Consider the following 16682-nt stretch of genomic DNA (forward strand, 5'->3'; position numbering starts at 1 on the left):
GCCCCTCATTCGTTATCGCGGTCTTTGCGCCTGTACGGGAACACGTCGATGACCTTACCGGCACGAATCGCCTCCTGCAGCCCTTTCCAGTAATCGGCGTTGTACAGCTCGCCATGCAGCTCATCAAACAGCTTGCGCTGGCCAGCATCGGCGAACAGGAACGGCGGGAACTCCTCGGGGAATACATCCAGCGGGCCAATGGAATACCAGGGTTCCGAAGCCATTTCATCCTCGGGGGTGCGCGGCGCGGGGATGTGGCGGAAGTTGGCCTCGGTGAGAAAGCAGATTTCGTCGTAGTCGTAGAACACCACACGGCCGTGGCGGGTGACACCGAAGTTCTTCAAAAGCATGTCGCCGGGGAAGATATTCGCCGCCGCCAGTTGCTTGATCGCCAGGCCGTAGTCTTCCAGGGCTTCACGCACCTGGGCGGGGTTGGCGTTGTCGAGATAGAGGTTGAGCGGGGTCATGCGTCGTTCAGTCCAGCAGTGGCGGATCAACACGGTGTCGCCTTCCACTTCGACGGTACCGGCGGCGACTTCCAGCAGTTCGGCCAGGCATTCGGGCTCGAATTTACTCAAGGGGAAACGGAAGTCGGCGAACTCCTGGGTATCGGCCATGCGCCCGACCCGGTCGACGCTTTTAACCAGGCGGTACTTCTCGATCACCGTGGCGCGGTTAACGTTTTTCGACGGCGAAAAGCGGTCCTTGATGATCTTGAACACCGTGTTGAAGCCCGGCAGGGTAAACACGCTCATGACCATGCCACGCACGCCGGGGGCCATGATGAATTGATCATCGGTGGTCGCCAGGTGGTTGATCAGCGCGCGGTAAAACTCCGACTTGCCGTGCTTGTAGAAGCCGATGGAAGTGTACAGCTCGGCGATGTGCTTGCCCGGCAGGATACGCTTGAGAAAGCCGACGAATTCCGCCGGCACCGGTACATCCACCATGAAGTAGGAGCGGGTGAACGAAAAGATGATCGACACCTCAGCTTCGTCGGTGATCAACGCGTCGATCTGGATGCCCTGCCCTTCACGGTGCAACAGGGGAATCACCAGCGGCCATTGTTCGTCGCGGGTATAGATGCGTCCTACAAGGTAGGCGCCCTTGTTGCGGTAGAGCACCGAGGAAAACAGCTCGACCTTGAGGTCCGGGTCCTTGCACACCCAGTCCGGCAGGTTTTCCCGCAGTTGGGTTTCGAGGCGGTGCAGGTCGCTTGCCAGGTCCGCGTAGGGTTCACTGAAACGGTAGTCGGCAAAGATCTGCGCGAGCATTTGCGGGATGTTCCCGGCGGGCGTGTACGTGCGCGTCTGCGCGGCCCGTGCCCGGCGCAGGCTGGGCCGGGTGGTGTGGATGAACATGCAGCCGTCACTGATCAGGTCATGACTGAACAGCCCGCAGAAGATCGAGTTGTACCAGGTCTCGGACAGTTCATCGTCGAAACGCAGGTCGATCAGCCCGATGTAGGCGCTTTTCACCACGGGCCACGTGTCGATATCAAGCAGTGTGCCGTCATCGAAGTGTTCGCGCAGGCGCGTAGTCACTTCACTGACCTTTTCTTCATAGAGGTTGATCCGTGCCGCCGACGCCGCCTGCCCCTGCTGCCACTGAGCCCTCTCAAAACGCTCGCGGGCGCCATCGGTGATCTGGCGGAAGTGCTCACGGTAATCGTCGAAGCCATCGAGGATCATCTGGGCGACAGCGAGGGCGGATTGCGACATGCGGGAAACCTCGAACGGGCATCTGGATGCCCTGAGCTTAGCCAGTGTACGAGAACAGGAGAAGAGTCATTTCTTGCACTGTCTTGTACAACTTCGTTCATTTCGTACATTTATTTGCAATTTTCTAAAGCAGACCATTCGGTCAATAAACGCACCCCGAAGTCTCTTCGCGTTTTACTCACACCCCTGCAATGGCGGGACCTGGCAGGTTGATACTGGAAAACCGCGCACAACGCCGGGCGCGGTTACCGCGCAGCGCTGTGGATCCAACTAAGGGAAACCCTGATTACCACAGTGATAGCACTTTGATATATAGCGCGCCCTCTCCCACCCTAACAAGGTCCGAAGACCGATCCGGGAACAGGTTCTAATCGCCCAAGGAGCATTGAGATGTCATTGAGGAACATGAGGATCGGTCTGCGTGCCAGTCTGAGTTTTGGGGTTTTGGCCAGCTTGCTGGTGATTGTAGGAATGTTCGGCCTTGGTCAGATGGCCAAGTTGCGGCAAAGCGCGCTGGTCATTGAAGCATCGTGGATGCCCAGCATCGAGAACATCCACGACAGCGCGGCCATTGTCGCCAGCATCCGCCTGGAGGCATTGCGCCTGGCGACCACCGACGAATCGCGGATCCGCGACAACAGCAAAGCCCTGATCACCCGCCAGCACACCGAGCTGCAAACCCTGCTCGACCATCACAAAACCCTGCTCAGCGGCGATGAAGAGCGCGAAATGCTCACGCAGCTCGAAGGTAATGCGAACGCTTACCTGAGCCTTGTCGGACAAATCGTTGCCCTGGTAGACAAGGACCAGCAACAAGACGCCATCGACCTGCTCAACAGCCGCCTCGCACCACAGGGTGTGATCCTCAACAAAAGCCTGACGGACATGATTACCTTCAACCAGAGCGGTGTGCAAACCGCTGTGGATTCAGCCGCACAGACCTATTCCAGCGCGCAGTGGATCGTCGGCTCGATCATTGTGCTCGCGCTGACCGCCACCTTACTGCTGGCGTGGCTGCTGACCCGCAGCATCACCGCCCCCCTCGGCCAGGCGCTGATTGTGGCACGCACCATTGCCAGCGGCGACTTGAGCCAGCCGATCGCCGTCAGTGGCAAGGACGAGCCCGCCCAATTGCTCACAGCCTTGGCCACCATGCAGGCGCAGTTGCAAGGCACCCTCCGCGGCATCAGTGAGTCGGCGCAGCAACTGGGTTGCGCTGCCGAAGAGATGAGTTCGGTGATGGAACAAAGCACCCGTGACCTGCAAGCGCAGAACGACGAGATCGAACAGGCTGCCACCGCCGTGACCGAAATGAGCGCGGCGGTGGATGAAGTAGCGGGCAATGCGGTGTCCAGCGCCGAAGCTTCCCAGGCCTCCGACGAGGACAGCAAGCACGGCCACTACCAGATCAGCGAAACCATCAGCTCGATCCAGAACTTGGTGGACGAGGTGCTCGGCGCGTCGAACAAGGCCGAAGGCCTGGCCGTACAGGCCCAGGACATCAGCAAGGTGCTGGAGGTGATCCGTGGCATCGCCGCGCAGACCAACCTGCTGGCGCTCAACGCCGCCATTGAAGCGGCCCGCGCGGGCGAGGCCGGGCGTGGTTTTGCCGTGGTGGCCGACGAAGTGCGCTCCCTGGCGCAGCGCACCCAGGACTCCACCGAAGAAATCGAGCAGATGATTACCGGTATCCAGCAGGGCACCCAAGGCACCGTCGAAGCCCTGAACAGCAGCGCCGAACAGGCCGGCCACACCCTGCAACGCGCCAACAGCGCAGGCAGCGCCCTGGAGAAAATCACCGCGGCCATCTCGCAGATCAGCCAGCGCAACCTGGTGATCGCCAGCGCCGCCGAGCAGCAGGCGCTGGTGGCACGCGATGTGGACCGCAGCCTGGTTAACATCCGCGACCTGTCCACCCAGACCGCTGCCGGCGCCACCCAGACGTCAGCGGCCAGCCAGGAACTGTCGCGCCTGGCGGTGGACCTGAATGGGCTGGTGGCGCGGTTTGTCCTGTAATCAGTAAAGGGGGCGTGTAACACTCGCCGCCTTATTGATGTAGGAGTATTCCGTGAGACCTGTCGACACCTTGTACTTGCTGGGGCTCGCCGCCATTTGGGGCGCGAGTTTCCTGTTTATGCGCATCATTGCGCCCGAGATCGGCACGGTGCCGACGGCGTTTTTCCGCGTATCGATCGCCGCAGCCGGGTTGCTAGTGATTTTGGCGGTGATGCGGGTGAACTGGGATTTTCAAGGCAAGTTCAGGACTGTGTTGCTATTGGGAGTGATCAACTCCGGCATCCCGGCGACCATGTATTCGGTGGCGGCCCAGGTGCTGCCGGCGGGTTACTCGGCGATCTTCAACGCCACCACACCGTTGATGGGCGTGTTGATTGGCGGGCTGTTCTTCAGCGAACGTCTCACACCGTCGAAAATCGCCGGAGTATGTCTGGGACTGTTCGGTGTGGGCGTGCTGACCCGCGCCGGGCCGGTGGCGTTTGACCTGGAATTGCTGACGGGTGCACTGGCCTGTTTGCTCGCGACCACCTGTTACGGCTTTGCCGGGTTCCTGGCGCGGCGCTGGCTGGATCAGCGCGGTGGCCTGGACAGCCGCCTATCAGCCCTGGGCAGCATGCTTGGCGCCACCCTCTTCCTGCTGCCGTTCTTTGCCTACAGCGCCATCAGCCAACCGCCGGCGAGCTGGGGTGGATGGCAGGTGTGGGGGTCGTTGCTGGGGCTGGGGCTGGTGTGTACGGCGTTTGCCTACATCCTGTACTTCAGGCTGCTGACGTCGATTGGACCGGTTAAGTCGATGACGGTGACGTTTATGATTCCGCCGTTTGGGGTGTTGTGGGGGGCGTTGTGGCTGGGGGAGCCGTTGTCGATGGCGCATGTGTATGGGGGGGTGTTGATTGGGGGGGCGTTGTGGTTGGTGTTGAGGCCGAAAAATCGTGAGCGAGCTGTTTGAGTGTTTTGACTCTCGGTGATAAAGGCCGCACATCCGGACATCTGCTTAAGACGAATAAATCCGACTACGGTCTCCCGCCAACAGGTACGTCGTGTATTATCGGAACCTTATTCATTTCAACGTCAACTCTCACCGAGTTGCGTGTATGGGAGCCATATGGGTTTTTTTGATAATTTCCCAAGGTTTTATAAAACCAGCCAAACCAGCCCTTTTCCAGACCGCCTGAATTCGCGGCACACCGCGATAATGGAAAGAAATATAGAGTTTATAAAGGGTAAGCGTGTCCTTGATATAGCAAGCCATGATGGACGTTGGTCATTTGCAGCGCTGCAGGCAGGTGCAGCTCATGTAACGGGTATTGAGCCCAGGCAAGAGCTAATAAAAAACGCCATAGAGACATTTAACGAGTACAGCATCGACCCTTCGCGTTTTGAGTTTTTATGCGGTGATGTCTTCGACCACCTCAGCAATAAAGAATTTGACGTTGTTTTCTGCCTTGGGTTTTATTACCACACTATTCGACATGCCGAGTTATTTGACTTGATCGAACGTACAGGGGCTAAACTGGTAGTGATCGACACCGAGGTCACTCCGACTGTGGATGAGTTTCCGGAAGGTGAAACCAGTGACCCTCGTGTAGTGTTTGGCAACCCCTACGGTGTCCAGCTCTTGCTTGACCCGGTAGATGACCAACAGATGGCCTATTCCGATTCACTGACTCGGCATGGACAGACCCTTGTAGGGCGCCCATCAAGAAGCGCTGTACGCTTCATCGCCAAACACTTCGGGTACACCACAAAGACCTTCGACTGGGATGAATACATTTCAGAAAAGCCTGAAGTCAAAGGTGCACTGGTCGATTACAGCGAAGGCTGGAGAGATACGTTTTACTGCTCAAAATAAGCCTCCCCCCTAAACCCCACCAGCTTCACGGTGGGGCGCATCTTCAGCCAGATAAGAACCCGACGGCTTTGACGACTACGTCGGTCACCGTCTTCGGCATGACGCTAAATATTCAGAAACACGCAGTTATAAACCAGCTATTCATTGAGACTCTAGGGCGGGCATCATTCCCATTGTATGCCGCGCTCCGGTCTCGATAATGACAACCGCAACGGCGTCTGGCTTGAACTGTTCAATGAGATCCGTTCGAAAAAAACCGTCTTGAACATGCGCTGTAACAATCTTATCAAAATGCTCCTTGAGGAATGGGAGCAGTTCAGTTGAAAAAGAATCCCTCAACAGAAGCAGTGTTTTTCCCGTTTTGGCATCGGTATGAAGAACTTGTGGCCCAACCCAACTATGGTTATCACTCAAAAATGTCGTCTTTTCGAGGGGATGGGTCAACATCTCGGCAAACGAAACTCGATCGTGCGGAACAGAACCTGCAATCCCAAGCATTAAGGACAAATCTCTAGCGGTCCCCACCATTGGTAGTACTACCGGTGTAAAGGCGGCCAGAGGCAATGGCTGCATATCGGTAAAGTCTACAGACATTCTGGTCATTAGCTGGTTGTAGGCAATGTAAGCACCCAACCCTGTCCAGTGTGTATCGTACTCATCATAAAGCTTTTGATTATGGCGCTCCTGGAAGATCGCTACACGCGGATCCACGATCTGATCGATCCCCGCTTCTTTGGAAGCCTTAATGATCTCATCGACCTCTGTATTGACTCTTTGTTCAGGCATCCAATAAGGTCGATTTTCGGGGTAGATATCTTCCTTTACAGGCGCCACCATGAAATAAAACTTTGCGTCCCTCTTGCTCAGGTATTCCACACGCTGGCGAAAGCCGCTGACCCAGGCATCAATATTAGGTTTATCCAGGATTAACGCGCCTGACATCTGCACCAAGTGACTGCCATCATCATAAAACAGCCAACCATTCTGACCCACAATAATCCGCTTCGAACCTGAATATCCGAGTGTGTACCGAATCAAATTCAACGTCGAAATCATGTGTGTGCGCAGTGGAAACTGGTCGATCGCAAACGCGTCCAACTTTGCTGGCAATACTGCCCAGTCAGACAGGCTTTTTGGCACTGAAGGAGCACTTGCAAGCACCCTATTTTCAGCCAGCCCAGGCTCAGGAATGTTGAACAGGGGAAACAGATGAACGACGACAACTACTGCCACTACCCCTCCTATCAACGACCACCAGTGATAGGTGCGCTTAGTCGCAGTAGACCGCTCACTACTTTCAGAAGCATAGCTCATTTACGCGCCTCAGAATCGAAAATATAAAAAGGGATTAAGCGAACTGCTGGCCAGCAAAACCACACTACAGACCAGACCGCCTACCAACAGAAACGCAGGCAGCGCATGAACATCCGCTGCATCACGACCATGCCTGCCCGGCTCAGTAGATCCATTGACGCTTGTGAACTTTAGCCGCGCACATACCCATGGAATAACCGGAAATGAAAGAACTACTCCGGCAATCAAGGCAACCACTGTTTCAGGCGTCATCCACACCATCATGGGCTGCCATTCCTGCAGCGCACTATCAAACCCAGCCATCGCTTTTAGAATAACCCAGGCCTGATCAAAGCTATCGGCTCTGAAATAGACCCATCCCACCATGACGACAAGCAATGTGTAGAGGCGTGCCAAAAAATCAGGGGCCGCTTCAAGCGCACGTTTTAAAAACACACGTTCCAATACAACGAATACGCCGTGAAACAGGCCCCAGAAAATGAAGGTCCATGCCGCACCGTGCCAGAGGCCCGTCACAAAAAATACAATCAACAGATTTCGAATGGTCGAAATCTCTCCTCCGTGGCTCCCGCCTAACGGTATATACACATAGTCCCTAAACCAGAACGAGAGAGACATATGCCAGCGCCGCCAGAACTCAGTGATCGACTTGGATGAGTATGGATAGTCAAAGTTCTTGGGGAACCTGAACCCCAACATAAAGGCAAGACCAATAGCCATATTGGAGTAACCACAAAAATCAAAATAGATCTGCACTGTATAAGCTGTTGCACCGATCCAAGCGACGGCGGATGTGACGCCTGTCGGATCAAGACTAAACAAGTGATCAGCCGCCGGCGCGACCGAGTTGGCAATCATCACTTTCTGACACAGGCCTACGATAAAATACTGAACACCCAAACCAAACTTCTCAATACCGACTGTCCGATGATGCAGCTCGTCGTTGATATCGGTATAACGAACAATCGGACCCGCCACCAGATGTGGAAACATCATTACGTATGTAGACAGCCGTATAATGCTGTTCTCTGGCTTGATCGTTTGACGGTAAACCTCTACCAGATAAGATACCAACTGAAAAATAAAAAAGGAAATCCCCAAAGGTAAGTGCATATTGAGGTGGGGAGGCTCGCTCCCCATAAGACCCGATATAATATCTACAAAAAACTGGCTATACTTAAAGACCCCCAACACCATAAGGTTTATAAAAATAAATACACCCAACGTCCACTTGCGTTGCTGCCCAGCTGCTGCGCCTATTATTTTTCCTGCACTGTAGTTAAGGGCCAACAATGCTATTAGCAATAGTAAATAAAGCCCCTCCCCCCACACATAAAATACTGCGCTCGCCGTCAGCAGCACGGCGTTCCTAACGCCTGTCAAATAATAAATCAATAAAAAAACGGGTAAAAAGTAAAAAATAAATACGACCGAGCTGAAAACCATTTCTTTTCCGTCCATAGTAAATTTTTGCGGAAATCTACCATAAAACAGCGACAACTGAACAAAATCCGCACTGCCAGACCAAGATTTATCATCACGTAGCCAAGTGGGTGGCCATCCGTTTTCTCACAATCACCAAGCAGGCCGTTTCATCGCCGTACTCAGGCGGTTTGCGCTGTGCTTAGCGCTTCACTTGGTACCGAGTCGGCTCAGGTTAAAATGCTGCTGAATTTTGCGACAGAACAGCATGCAGATCTCCCTACCGCGATGACCGACTGACCCGATCAAACGGTTTGTAGGTTTTCTTCCAACCCTTTACAATTTCCCGTTCGTGACTCGCCTACTGGCTATGCTGCTGACAAAGCAAAAAGGCAATGCACCATTCAATCAATTGTGCGCTATTAATATTTAAAGTTTTCACAAGGAGAGGGACTTATTCATGAGCAGCTTATTGGATGACGGCATTCACATAGCCGGACGCAGTGATTTCAACGACGCCTTCACTTCCCAATGGACTCGCCTCTTCCAGAGATGTTTCGGCGGCTCCGAAAGCAACGCAACGCTCGTGTTCCAAAAGTACTTGCTAAATGAGTCAAGAATTTGTTACTCCATCAAGGATGGCACCATGGTGGCCGCGTACTGCGGTCTGAAACTCAGCCATGAAGGTTCTGCTGTTTTCCTCTCTACAGATACTATGTCCGATGGAACCCAAAAAGGGTCGTCGATTATCCTTGGTAAGCGTTTATATAAATCGTTTGCAGACGATGATATTGACGTCGTTTGTGGTTACCCCAATAAGAATATTCGGAGAATTCGCGAAAAAGGCTTGGGCTGGACGCTTGATGGAAACTTGTTTTTGTATGTCGGCATACCGTTTTTCTGGCGGTTTTTTAGACAGTCAATCAAAGAAGATGGTTTATGGAAAGCCGTCAGGCCCACAGGGGGATGGTTCACGAGGAAAAAGCCTCTGCTTATCAACCTGCTCGGTCCAGATGGGTTGTACTCTTCTAATATTGGGCTGGTGATTACCCTATCCGCATATAGACCCGGCCCGTTTTTCATTAAGATTCCTGGCTTTCTTTTCGAACCGAGAAGTTTTGGATACAAATGCCTCACCGAAGACGTAGAAAGGAACACCCTGTTTCTTAAAAAAATAAAACGCCTAAATCTCGACACCATTGATATACCCTAATTTCGGGAGGCCCTGCATGAAGCCCACGTCTGTATTTTTTATGCCTCACCAAGATGATGAGTTTGGTTTATTCCATCAAATCGAACACGAGTTAGCGGCCGGCCGAAGTGTGCGTTGCATCTACGTAACCGACGGCTCCGCAACTGCTGACCCAGATCTCCGAGACCGTGAGTCTCGAGCAGTGCTGCAAAAACTGGGGGTTGCAGTGGATGATATCTTTTTTATAGGCCGGCAGCTGTCAATTACGGATGGTCAACTGCATCAGCATGTCGACGTATTTGTCGACTGGCTCGATGCGTTCCTTAATGATCACCCAACGCTTCAGGCCTGTTTCGTACCCGCCTGGGAAGGCGGACACCCTGACCACGACGTACTACATGCTATTGTCGTTGAGTTGATGAGCGCACGCGCGCAGCCAGCCACAGTCTGGCAATACCCACTCTACAATGCTCGAAATTGTCGAGGTCCGTTTTTTCGTGTGATGTCGCCGCTGCCAGAAAATGGCCCCGCTGAGCGACATCCCATTGCCTGGCGAGCGCGCTTTCGCTACATCAGACTTTGCCTCTCCTATCCGTCTCAATGGCGCAGCTGGTTAGGTTTATTTCCCTTTGTGGGAGGGCACTATTTTTATTACGGCGTTCAGTCTTTACAAGGGGTGGACCGGCATCGCTTACAACAGCCACCACATCAACAGCCTCTGTATTATGAACAACGGGGCTTTTTAGACTGGCCTACTATGTGCCTTGCAGTCGCGCAACTTCATAAAAAGTTGTCGCACCTGAATCAAGTTCATCATTAATTGCCTCTAACAGACCTAAGCTAGAGCATTTCGAGGCTCCTGTTTATCAGGTTGCTTACCCGTCCCGGATTGGCAACCTCGATAAAAATGCAGCCCCTGCACCGTCGTCCAAGCCTGCAAAATTCACTGCTCCTTCATGAACCAGCGACTCGATTATCCCTTACGAGAGATCTCCTCGTAAAATCCCCTCCAACGCCTGCAAGGTGTCAATTTTCAACAGACCAGCGCTCCGTCACAGCCACACCTTCCTCTCGACCAAATGATCAAGCACTCTGACGCCCGCTGCCATTTACAAATGAGTAGACCCTATTCTCGTTCAATCAAGCGTTGTATCAGACGACAACCAATTTAATCACACCCAACGGTTCTTCATCACAAGTGAGTATGCTAGTCTCACTTTTATTTTTTACATGAGAGATGGAGCACTCGCGTGTCAGATCAAACGACGAAAATAGCGGTTCTGATTCCCAGCTATAAAGTAAAGAGCCACATCTTAGAAGTTATTCGGTTGATCGGGCCGGAAGTTTGTAAGATCTACGTCGTTGACGACTGCTGCCCGGATGGATCAGGCGACTTCGTCATTCAACACTGCACAGACGAACGGGTAATCGTGTTGCGTAACCCTGTCAACTTGGGCGTTGGCGGTGCAGTCATGACGGGCTACCGGACCGCTATCGCAGATGGAATTGATATCATCGTCAAAATTGACGGTGATGGCCAAATGGACCCAAGCCTGATCAGTGACTTTGTATCCCCTATCATCGCAGGCAACGCCGACTACACCAAAGGCAATCGTTTTTTCAATTTGGAAAAAATATCCGAAATGCCGAAAATTCGGCTTTTCGGAAACGCTGTACTGTCATTTATGACAAAACTGTCCTCCGGCTATTGGGAACTGTTTGACCCGACAAATGGTTACACGGCTATACATAGCGAAGTAGCCAAACACCTTCCGCTTGACAAGATTAGCCAGCGCTACTTCTTTGAAACCGACATGCTATTCCGTCTTAACACATTGGGCGCTGTGGTGATCGACATCCCTATGGACGCAAAGTATGAAGATGAAGTCAGCAACCTTAAAGTGTCTAAGGTGATTGGAGAGTTTTTAATTAAGCATATTCGAAACTTTGGAAAACGTATCTTCTACAACTACTATCTCCGCGGCATGTCGCTGGCATCGATAGAGTTGCCTTTCGGTCTTATCTTGCTGACCGCCGGCTCAACGTTTGGAATTAGCCACTGGATAGAGTCGTTGCAGCAAAATGTCCCGACCCCTGCCGGCACGGTCATGCTGTCTGCACTGCCTGTTATAATCGGCTTCCAGCTTCTACTGGCCTTCATAGGCCATGATATTTCTTCTTCGCCACGGCGAGCCTTCCACGTGTTACGCAAGAAACACATACTGCCTAAAAGGGACCAACGCTCATGATTTACCTGATAGCGTTTGCCTGTGTCATCGGCATTGCGACCGGACAAATCCTATTTAAACTTAGTGCCCTTTCCGTTCATCAAAGTGGCAGTTGGTTTGATACCAAAACATTGATCACCTTGTTTTCAGCTTTTGCACTGTACGGAATCACTACAATAGCCTGGATATGGGTATTGCAAAAAATTGATTTAGGCAAGGCATACCCGCTGATGGCGCTGGCATTCGTCTTAGTCCCCATAGGCAGTCACTTTGTATTTGGAGAACGCTTTCAACCACAGTATTTCGTCGGCGTAGCAATTATTATGCTAGGCATTACTGTAATCGTGAAGTCCTGAGCCCGCGCCACATTATCTACGCCAACGCGCGCTCATCCAGATAAGTCATCACCGTAGAAACCACCGTTGCTACATCATCGTTCAACGTGTTGAGGTGTATATCTGGCGCAAGAGGCGCTTCGTAGATAGAGTCGATACCGGTAAATTTCTTGATCAATCCCTTACGGGCTTTTACATAAAGCCCCTTCGGGTCACGGCGTTCGCACTCGGAAAGCGGCGCATCAATGAATATTTCCATAAATGCATCCGCACCGATAACTTCGCGCGCAAGCGCTCTATCCCGCTCGAATGGCGAGATAAACGAGGTAATCACAATCAGTCCTGCATCGACGAACAACCGTGACACTTCCGCAACACGCCGGATATTTTCTTCACGATCAGCGTCGCTGAAGCCTAGATCCCGACATAACCCTAGGCGAACATTGTCGCCGTCGATCAAGAAAGTGTGTCGACCTCGTTCAACCAAAGCGATTTCAATTGCGTTGGCAACGGTAGTTTTCCCCGCGCCACTCAGGCCGGTTAACCACAATACTAAGGGCTTCTGCCCTTTCATCGTGGCTCTGGCGTCGGCACTGACGCTAGACGCTTGAAACACCAAATTATTAACCATTAAAAAGGACTCATTAAAAGTTGATTATTCATGTGCTAAACGCTTTCACTGCTGGAGATTAGTACATCAGAAACACATTTAAAATCTATGACGCCTGTTGCTAACTGCTCAGTCACTGGCAGCACTCGGAACAAGCATGCATCCAGTAGCCGATGGAGGTATGTTTCCTCCCCGTTGACTGATCCCAACACGCCTGCATTCACAAAATACGTCCCTGGGTTCAGATTACACTCAAAGGCAAACTCAACCTGAATGATGGTTCCGGGCGATACATAGCTGACCGCGTCTTGAGGACTGGTCGCGGTGGCCGCGCCCCCCAACTCGACGCCAGCCAGTGTTTTAATCATCATGCCAAAACGCACACCGGTTGCCGCAACGGAAAAATCAGTTTTATAGGTATAGCGATAGGTTCTCCCTCGCGCCAGGCAATTAACCGGCTCGCCTGCCAGATTAACAATCTGCGGCAAATTAATGACTGCACCATGGGATTCATAGGCGAGTTCACTTTGGGATTTCAAATGGGGGTCGTAAAATTCCTCAACGTCATCCGTAGTATTCTTCGAGGAGGCGTGTGCATTCGCCCCTGCGATTGAATTCAACGTCGACAGCGATACATCCCCTTCAGCGCTCACCGCTGCACGAATACCCTCAACCTTCTCGGCAGGAGCATAAAGCAACTTTTGATATTTCCCGATTACATTCTTGGGAGCACCTTCCGTAAGCTTGTCACCATTGTCCAAAAGAATAGCGCGATCACACAGCTCAACAACGGCACTGCCGGAATGCGATACAAAGAGGATTGTCGCACCGTTGGCTTTAATCGCTTCAATTCGAGCAAAACACTTACGTTGAAACAGCTCATCGCCCACTGACAATGCTTCGTCAACGATGAGAATTTGCGGATCAACATTAATCGCCACCGCAAAAGCAAGGCGCACCATCATGCCGCTGGAATAGCTCTTGACCGGCTGATCAATAAAATTGCCTATTTCTGCGAATGCCTCGATTTGGGAAAATCGAGCGTCTGTTTCCTCCCGCGACAAGCCAAGCACTGCGGCATTCATATAGACATTTTCGCGCCCACTGAAGTCTGGATTGAACCCTGAACCTAACTCAAGTAATGCAGCTACTCGCCCAGAAGTCTGAACATCTCCAGCGGTCGGCGTTAGCGTTCCGCAAATAATTTGCAGCAAGGTAGACTTACCACTGCCATTGCGACCAATGATGCCAACGGTCTCACCTTTTCTTACAACAAAAGAAATATCACGCAGCGCCCAGAACTCTCTGAAATATTGTTTTCGTCGACCATTAAACATTTGCAGAAAGCGATCACGCGGATTGTCATAAATGTGAAAGCACTTACTAACAGCATTTACCTTTATCGCAATATCAGAGCACATCAGAAAATCCTTTTCGCATTTTCTGGAACCAGATATACCCTGCCCAGAACATCACCAGCGCGACAATAAAGTAATTAAGCAACCCCATGAAATCCGGCATTTTCCCCCAGATTAAAACATCGCGAGATTGTTCAATTATAAATGTCAGGGGGTTCGCCATGATAAGCGGTTGAAATTCCGGCGGGAGGTTTTTGACGGGAAAGAACACCGGCGCCAAAAACATCATCATGGTGGTGATAATGGCCACTGTTTGCCCGACATCCCGCAAGAAAACGCCAAGGGCTGCAAGAAACCATGCAAGTCCTAACGCAAGGACCAATAACGGAAATAGCACAAGAGGAAGAAACAGCACGTGCCAGTGAGGCACACCAATAAGTAATGTGTATGCCATTAGCCAGACCGTCAGGCTAACCAGTGCATGAAAAAGCGCCGCACAGGCGGCAACGACGGGCAAGATCTCAAGAGGAAAAACTACTTTTTTCACATAATTGACATTACCGACAATCAAGCTGGGTGCGCGATTAAGTATCTCAGCAAACAAGCCATACACGATCATACCGACAAATAGCACAACGGCGAACATCGCCTTGCTTTCCTCGCCGCCACTCTCCGCTATCCCCCAGCGTGAACGAAATACAACAGAAAAGACAAAGGTGTACACCGCGAGCATTAGTAAGGGATTGAGAAACGACCACCCCAAACCAAGGAATGATCCCTTATAGCGACCGATCACCTCTCGCCTTGTCATTTGAGCAATAAGCTGGCGATTCACCCACAAACTACGTAGCAGTGATCCAATCGTAATCGGTTGGGGGGCATGAGGATTCATGGCCTACCTCTCACGTCGCCCTGCAGATCGTATTCCATATAGGTATTGATAATGGCTCTCCTCAAACCTGACGTTTAACCTTTCCGAGCGGAGCTTGGATAGGCCGTCTTGGGGTCACACGTATAAGACAGCCTATGGCCGAGATTAAAAGACCCAGTGATTTGACAAAACCGCTGGGCGGGCTGCTCAGCAATGAGAAACCGAATTGATATTCATCTTAGGCAGACTTGGACGTTTGAATGCACAGTGCGTTGCCATCGGTTTGTCATTCACCCTCCGCGACTCTCTTTTCACCGGCACCGAACAACAGGATCAAGCCCAACATCATGACTAACGGTATCGTCGCAAATAAATACCTGAAATCCGAAGCAATGCTCGTCGGTAGAAAGGACCCGTACATCAAGACTGTGGCCAGTGCAATCACGCCACCAATCGCTTTAACTGGCCCCGGAGAAATCTTGAGCGCGCCCACAGCCACAATCACTATAAGCGACAACATCCAGAAAGCGTGACGGTAAATCGGCCAACTGAAAAAAGACACGGCCATGTCATAAACTACTTGAGCTCTTGACGTGGTTCCTGGCCTCACATGGGCTGCAGTCAGGTACTCAGGGTTGCCTTCAACTCCGACAAAGACCGGCAGAGTGCCATTTAGTCCTCGTAGCCCCAGCAAAGTCGCGTAGGTCGTTAAACGGTGCTCCAAATAGGCGCCCGGATTTTGCTTCACCATCACCCACCATTCATGCCGGAGCGTTTCGCTGGGTATGGAAGCGAACCAAGCACGAACAACCGGATTCAGATCAAGAAAGTCAATCCTGGCCGGGTCGTAGGCGGACTTGATTGCAGAAAGCTGCTCTTGCGTCACAGGGAGTGCCATCTCGGCAGGGGGAAGCTTTGAGTTACTGACAATGCCGGCAAGATCAAACTGTATGATGCTGCGAAAGCCCACAGAACTGGCGCGATCACCGGCGCCTTTCACCGACGATGCGACCTGGTGCTGAATGCCCAGAACAACACTCACGAATAAAACAATGATCACTGACGAAGCCAGAACTTTCTTAGTCGGCCTGAAGGAATAAACGGCGACCATAAGTGACAGTAAGAGGATCGGTGCCATGAAAACCCCTTGCTGACGAGCCTGGTATCCGGCAGCTAGCAAGACTATCGACAAGCCGATACAGCAATAACGACGCAGAGGCGAACCTACGGTTGCCGCGATCGCAAATGCACACGCCGCTGTTAACAATGACGCGAAAAGCACATCTTTCCAGACAATTCCCACATAAATGAAAACAATCGGATTCATGATCAGCAAGAACGCAATAACGACCCGCCATGTAGGGATAGTATTAAGGCCTTGAGCAGCGCGCACTTGCAGCATTGTTAAGGTGACAACGGCAAAGGCCCCATAAAGAAGAACCGAATTGATCATCACAAACAACGCAGCCGAAAGCTCCCCACCCCCCATCCACCTGAGCAGGGCCGACATGAACGGCGGCCCCCAACTTACGGACTGCCCGAGGCTGGCTTCGTAAAGTTGGATGCTCGTGTCCATCGACATCTGCCCCGGGGCATGTATCGCAATGGCAGCGCATGCAAGAACGAAGGTGAGCAAAACAACGAGGCGGCTCACAGGGCTCGAATTGACAGTCACCAGCGCAGACAACTTGCTTTGACTTGTCACGGCGCGCCGTTGGTTAACATCTATAATTGACATTGCGTCCAGTCCTGTTCAGCGGGCA

14 protein-coding genes are annotated in these 16682 nt (G+C 52.0%); 7 read left to right on the forward strand and 7 right to left on the reverse strand.

Features of this window, described 5'->3' with window-relative positions; genetic code table 11:
- Positions 1–5: 5 nt before the first annotated feature.
- A complete protein-coding gene (gene aceK, locus PF1751_RS20345) occupies positions 6–1721 on the reverse strand; it encodes a bifunctional isocitrate dehydrogenase kinase/phosphatase (protein ID WP_010208603.1) in 1716 nt (571 codons plus the stop codon).
- A 405-nt stretch (positions 1722–2126) separates the two neighbouring features.
- Here aceK and PF1751_RS20350 point away from each other — a divergent pair, with 405 nt between their 5' ends.
- The 3 genes from PF1751_RS20350 to PF1751_RS20360 all read left to right on the forward strand — a co-directional run bounded on the left by PF1751_RS20350 (position 2127) and on the right by PF1751_RS20360 (position 5589).
- Positions 2127–3737 (forward strand): methyl-accepting chemotaxis protein, encoded by a 1611-nt coding sequence (locus PF1751_RS20350; RefSeq protein ID WP_010208602.1) that lies wholly within the window; start codon positions 2127–2129, stop codon positions 3735–3737.
- 52 nt (positions 3738–3789) lie between these two features.
- Complete coding sequence (locus tag PF1751_RS20355; protein ID WP_044287644.1) at positions 3790–4686, forward strand: DMT family transporter; 897 nt, start codon at positions 3790–3792, stop codon at positions 4684–4686.
- Positions 4687–4842: 156 nt separating this feature from the next.
- Positions 4843–5589: a class I SAM-dependent methyltransferase gene (locus tag PF1751_RS20360; protein WP_044287646.1), complete on the forward strand. Its 747-nt coding sequence runs from the start codon at positions 4843–4845 to the stop codon at positions 5587–5589.
- A 141-nt stretch (positions 5590–5730) separates the two neighbouring features.
- Here PF1751_RS20360 and PF1751_RS20365 read toward each other — a convergent pair whose 3' ends face one another.
- A complete protein-coding gene (locus PF1751_RS20365; protein ID WP_010208598.1) occupies positions 5731–6903 on the reverse strand; it encodes an alginate O-acetyltransferase AlgX-related protein in 1173 nt (390 codons plus the stop codon).
- A gap of 9 nt (positions 6904–6912) precedes the next feature.
- Positions 6913–8403: an MBOAT family O-acyltransferase gene (locus PF1751_RS20370; RefSeq protein WP_144407269.1), complete on the reverse strand. Its 1491-nt coding sequence runs from the start codon at positions 8401–8403 to the stop codon at positions 6913–6915.
- A 382-nt stretch (positions 8404–8785) separates the two neighbouring features.
- On the opposite strand from PF1751_RS20370, the gene PF1751_RS20375 reads away from it, so the two are divergent.
- The 4 genes from PF1751_RS20375 (at position 8786) to PF1751_RS20385 (ending at position 12101) form a co-directional block, all read left to right on the forward strand.
- Positions 8786–9538 carry a hypothetical protein gene (locus tag PF1751_RS20375; protein ID WP_010208595.1) on the forward strand — a complete coding sequence of 251 codons (753 nt, stop codon included), beginning with the start codon at positions 8786–8788 and terminating at the stop codon, positions 9536–9538.
- Positions 9539–9554: 16 nt separating this feature from the next.
- Positions 9555–10337, forward strand: coding sequence for a PIG-L deacetylase family protein (locus tag PF1751_RS28555; protein WP_080923226.1), 783 nt, complete (start codon positions 9555–9557; stop codon positions 10335–10337).
- Positions 10338–10767: 430 nt separating this feature from the next.
- Positions 10768–11766, forward strand: coding sequence for a glycosyltransferase family 2 protein (locus PF1751_RS20380; RefSeq protein ID WP_010208593.1), 999 nt, complete (start codon positions 10768–10770; stop codon positions 11764–11766).
- Positions 11763–12101: an EamA family transporter gene (locus PF1751_RS20385; protein WP_010208592.1), complete on the forward strand. Its 339-nt coding sequence runs from the start codon at positions 11763–11765 to the stop codon at positions 12099–12101. Before PF1751_RS20380 ends, PF1751_RS20385 begins: the two co-directional genes overlap by 4 nt.
- A gap of 16 nt (positions 12102–12117) precedes the next feature.
- Here PF1751_RS20385 and cysC read toward each other — a convergent pair whose 3' ends face one another.
- From cysC to PF1751_RS20405, 4 genes are all read right to left on the reverse strand, one after another.
- Positions 12118–12711 (reverse strand): adenylyl-sulfate kinase, encoded by a 594-nt coding sequence (gene cysC / locus PF1751_RS20390; RefSeq protein WP_010208590.1) that lies wholly within the window; start codon positions 12709–12711, stop codon positions 12118–12120.
- 35 nt (positions 12712–12746) lie between these two features.
- Positions 12747–14111 carry an ABC transporter ATP-binding protein gene (locus tag PF1751_RS20395; protein WP_175439675.1) on the reverse strand — a complete coding sequence of 455 codons (1365 nt, stop codon included), beginning with the start codon at positions 14109–14111 and terminating at the stop codon, positions 12747–12749.
- On the reverse strand, positions 14101–14940 hold the full coding sequence (locus PF1751_RS20400) for an ABC transporter permease (protein WP_038453610.1): 840 nt from the start codon (positions 14938–14940) through the stop codon (positions 14101–14103). The genes PF1751_RS20395 and PF1751_RS20400 overlap by 11 nt, the downstream gene beginning before the upstream one ends.
- A gap of 265 nt (positions 14941–15205) precedes the next feature.
- Positions 15206–16657, reverse strand: coding sequence for a hypothetical protein (locus PF1751_RS20405; RefSeq protein ID WP_010208583.1), 1452 nt, complete (start codon positions 16655–16657; stop codon positions 15206–15208).
- Between the last annotated feature and the right edge of the window lie 25 nt (positions 16658–16682).

This window comes from Pseudomonas simiae (assembly GCF_000934565.1).
Classification (GTDB): domain Bacteria; phylum Pseudomonadota; class Gammaproteobacteria; order Pseudomonadales; family Pseudomonadaceae; genus Aquipseudomonas; species Aquipseudomonas simiae.

Coding starts and splice junctions, on each gene's coding strand:
- aceK (WP_010208603.1), bottom strand. CDS start 1,721: ATGTCGCAATCCGCCCTCGCTGTCGCCCAGATGATCCTCGATGGCTTC.
- PF1751_RS20350 (WP_010208602.1), top strand. CDS start 2,127: ATGAGGATCGGTCTGCGTGCCAGTCTGAGTTTTGGGGTTTTGGCCAGC.
- PF1751_RS20360 (WP_044287646.1), top strand. CDS start 4,843: ATGGGTTTTTTTGATAATTTCCCAAGGTTTTATAAAACCAGCCAAACC.
- PF1751_RS20365 (WP_010208598.1), bottom strand. CDS start 6,903: ATGAGCTATGCTTCTGAAAGTAGTGAGCGGTCTACTGCGACTAAGCGC.
- PF1751_RS20375 (WP_010208595.1), top strand. CDS start 8,786: ATGAGCAGCTTATTGGATGACGGCATTCACATAGCCGGACGCAGTGAT.
- PF1751_RS28555 (WP_080923226.1), top strand. CDS start 9,555: ATGAAGCCCACGTCTGTATTTTTTATGCCTCACCAAGATGATGAGTTT.
- PF1751_RS20385 (WP_010208592.1), top strand. CDS start 11,763: ATGATTTACCTGATAGCGTTTGCCTGTGTCATCGGCATTGCGACCGGA.
- cysC (WP_010208590.1), bottom strand. CDS start 12,711: ATGGTTAATAATTTGGTGTTTCAAGCGTCTAGCGTCAGTGCCGACGCC.
- PF1751_RS20395 (WP_175439675.1), bottom strand. CDS start 14,111: ATGTGCTCTGATATTGCGATAAAGGTAAATGCTGTTAGTAAGTGCTTT.
- PF1751_RS20400 (WP_038453610.1), bottom strand. CDS start 14,940: ATGAATCCTCATGCCCCCCAACCGATTACGATTGGATCACTGCTACGT.
- PF1751_RS20405 (WP_010208583.1), bottom strand. CDS start 16,657: ATGTCAATTATAGATGTTAACCAACGGCGCGCCGTGACAAGTCAAAGC.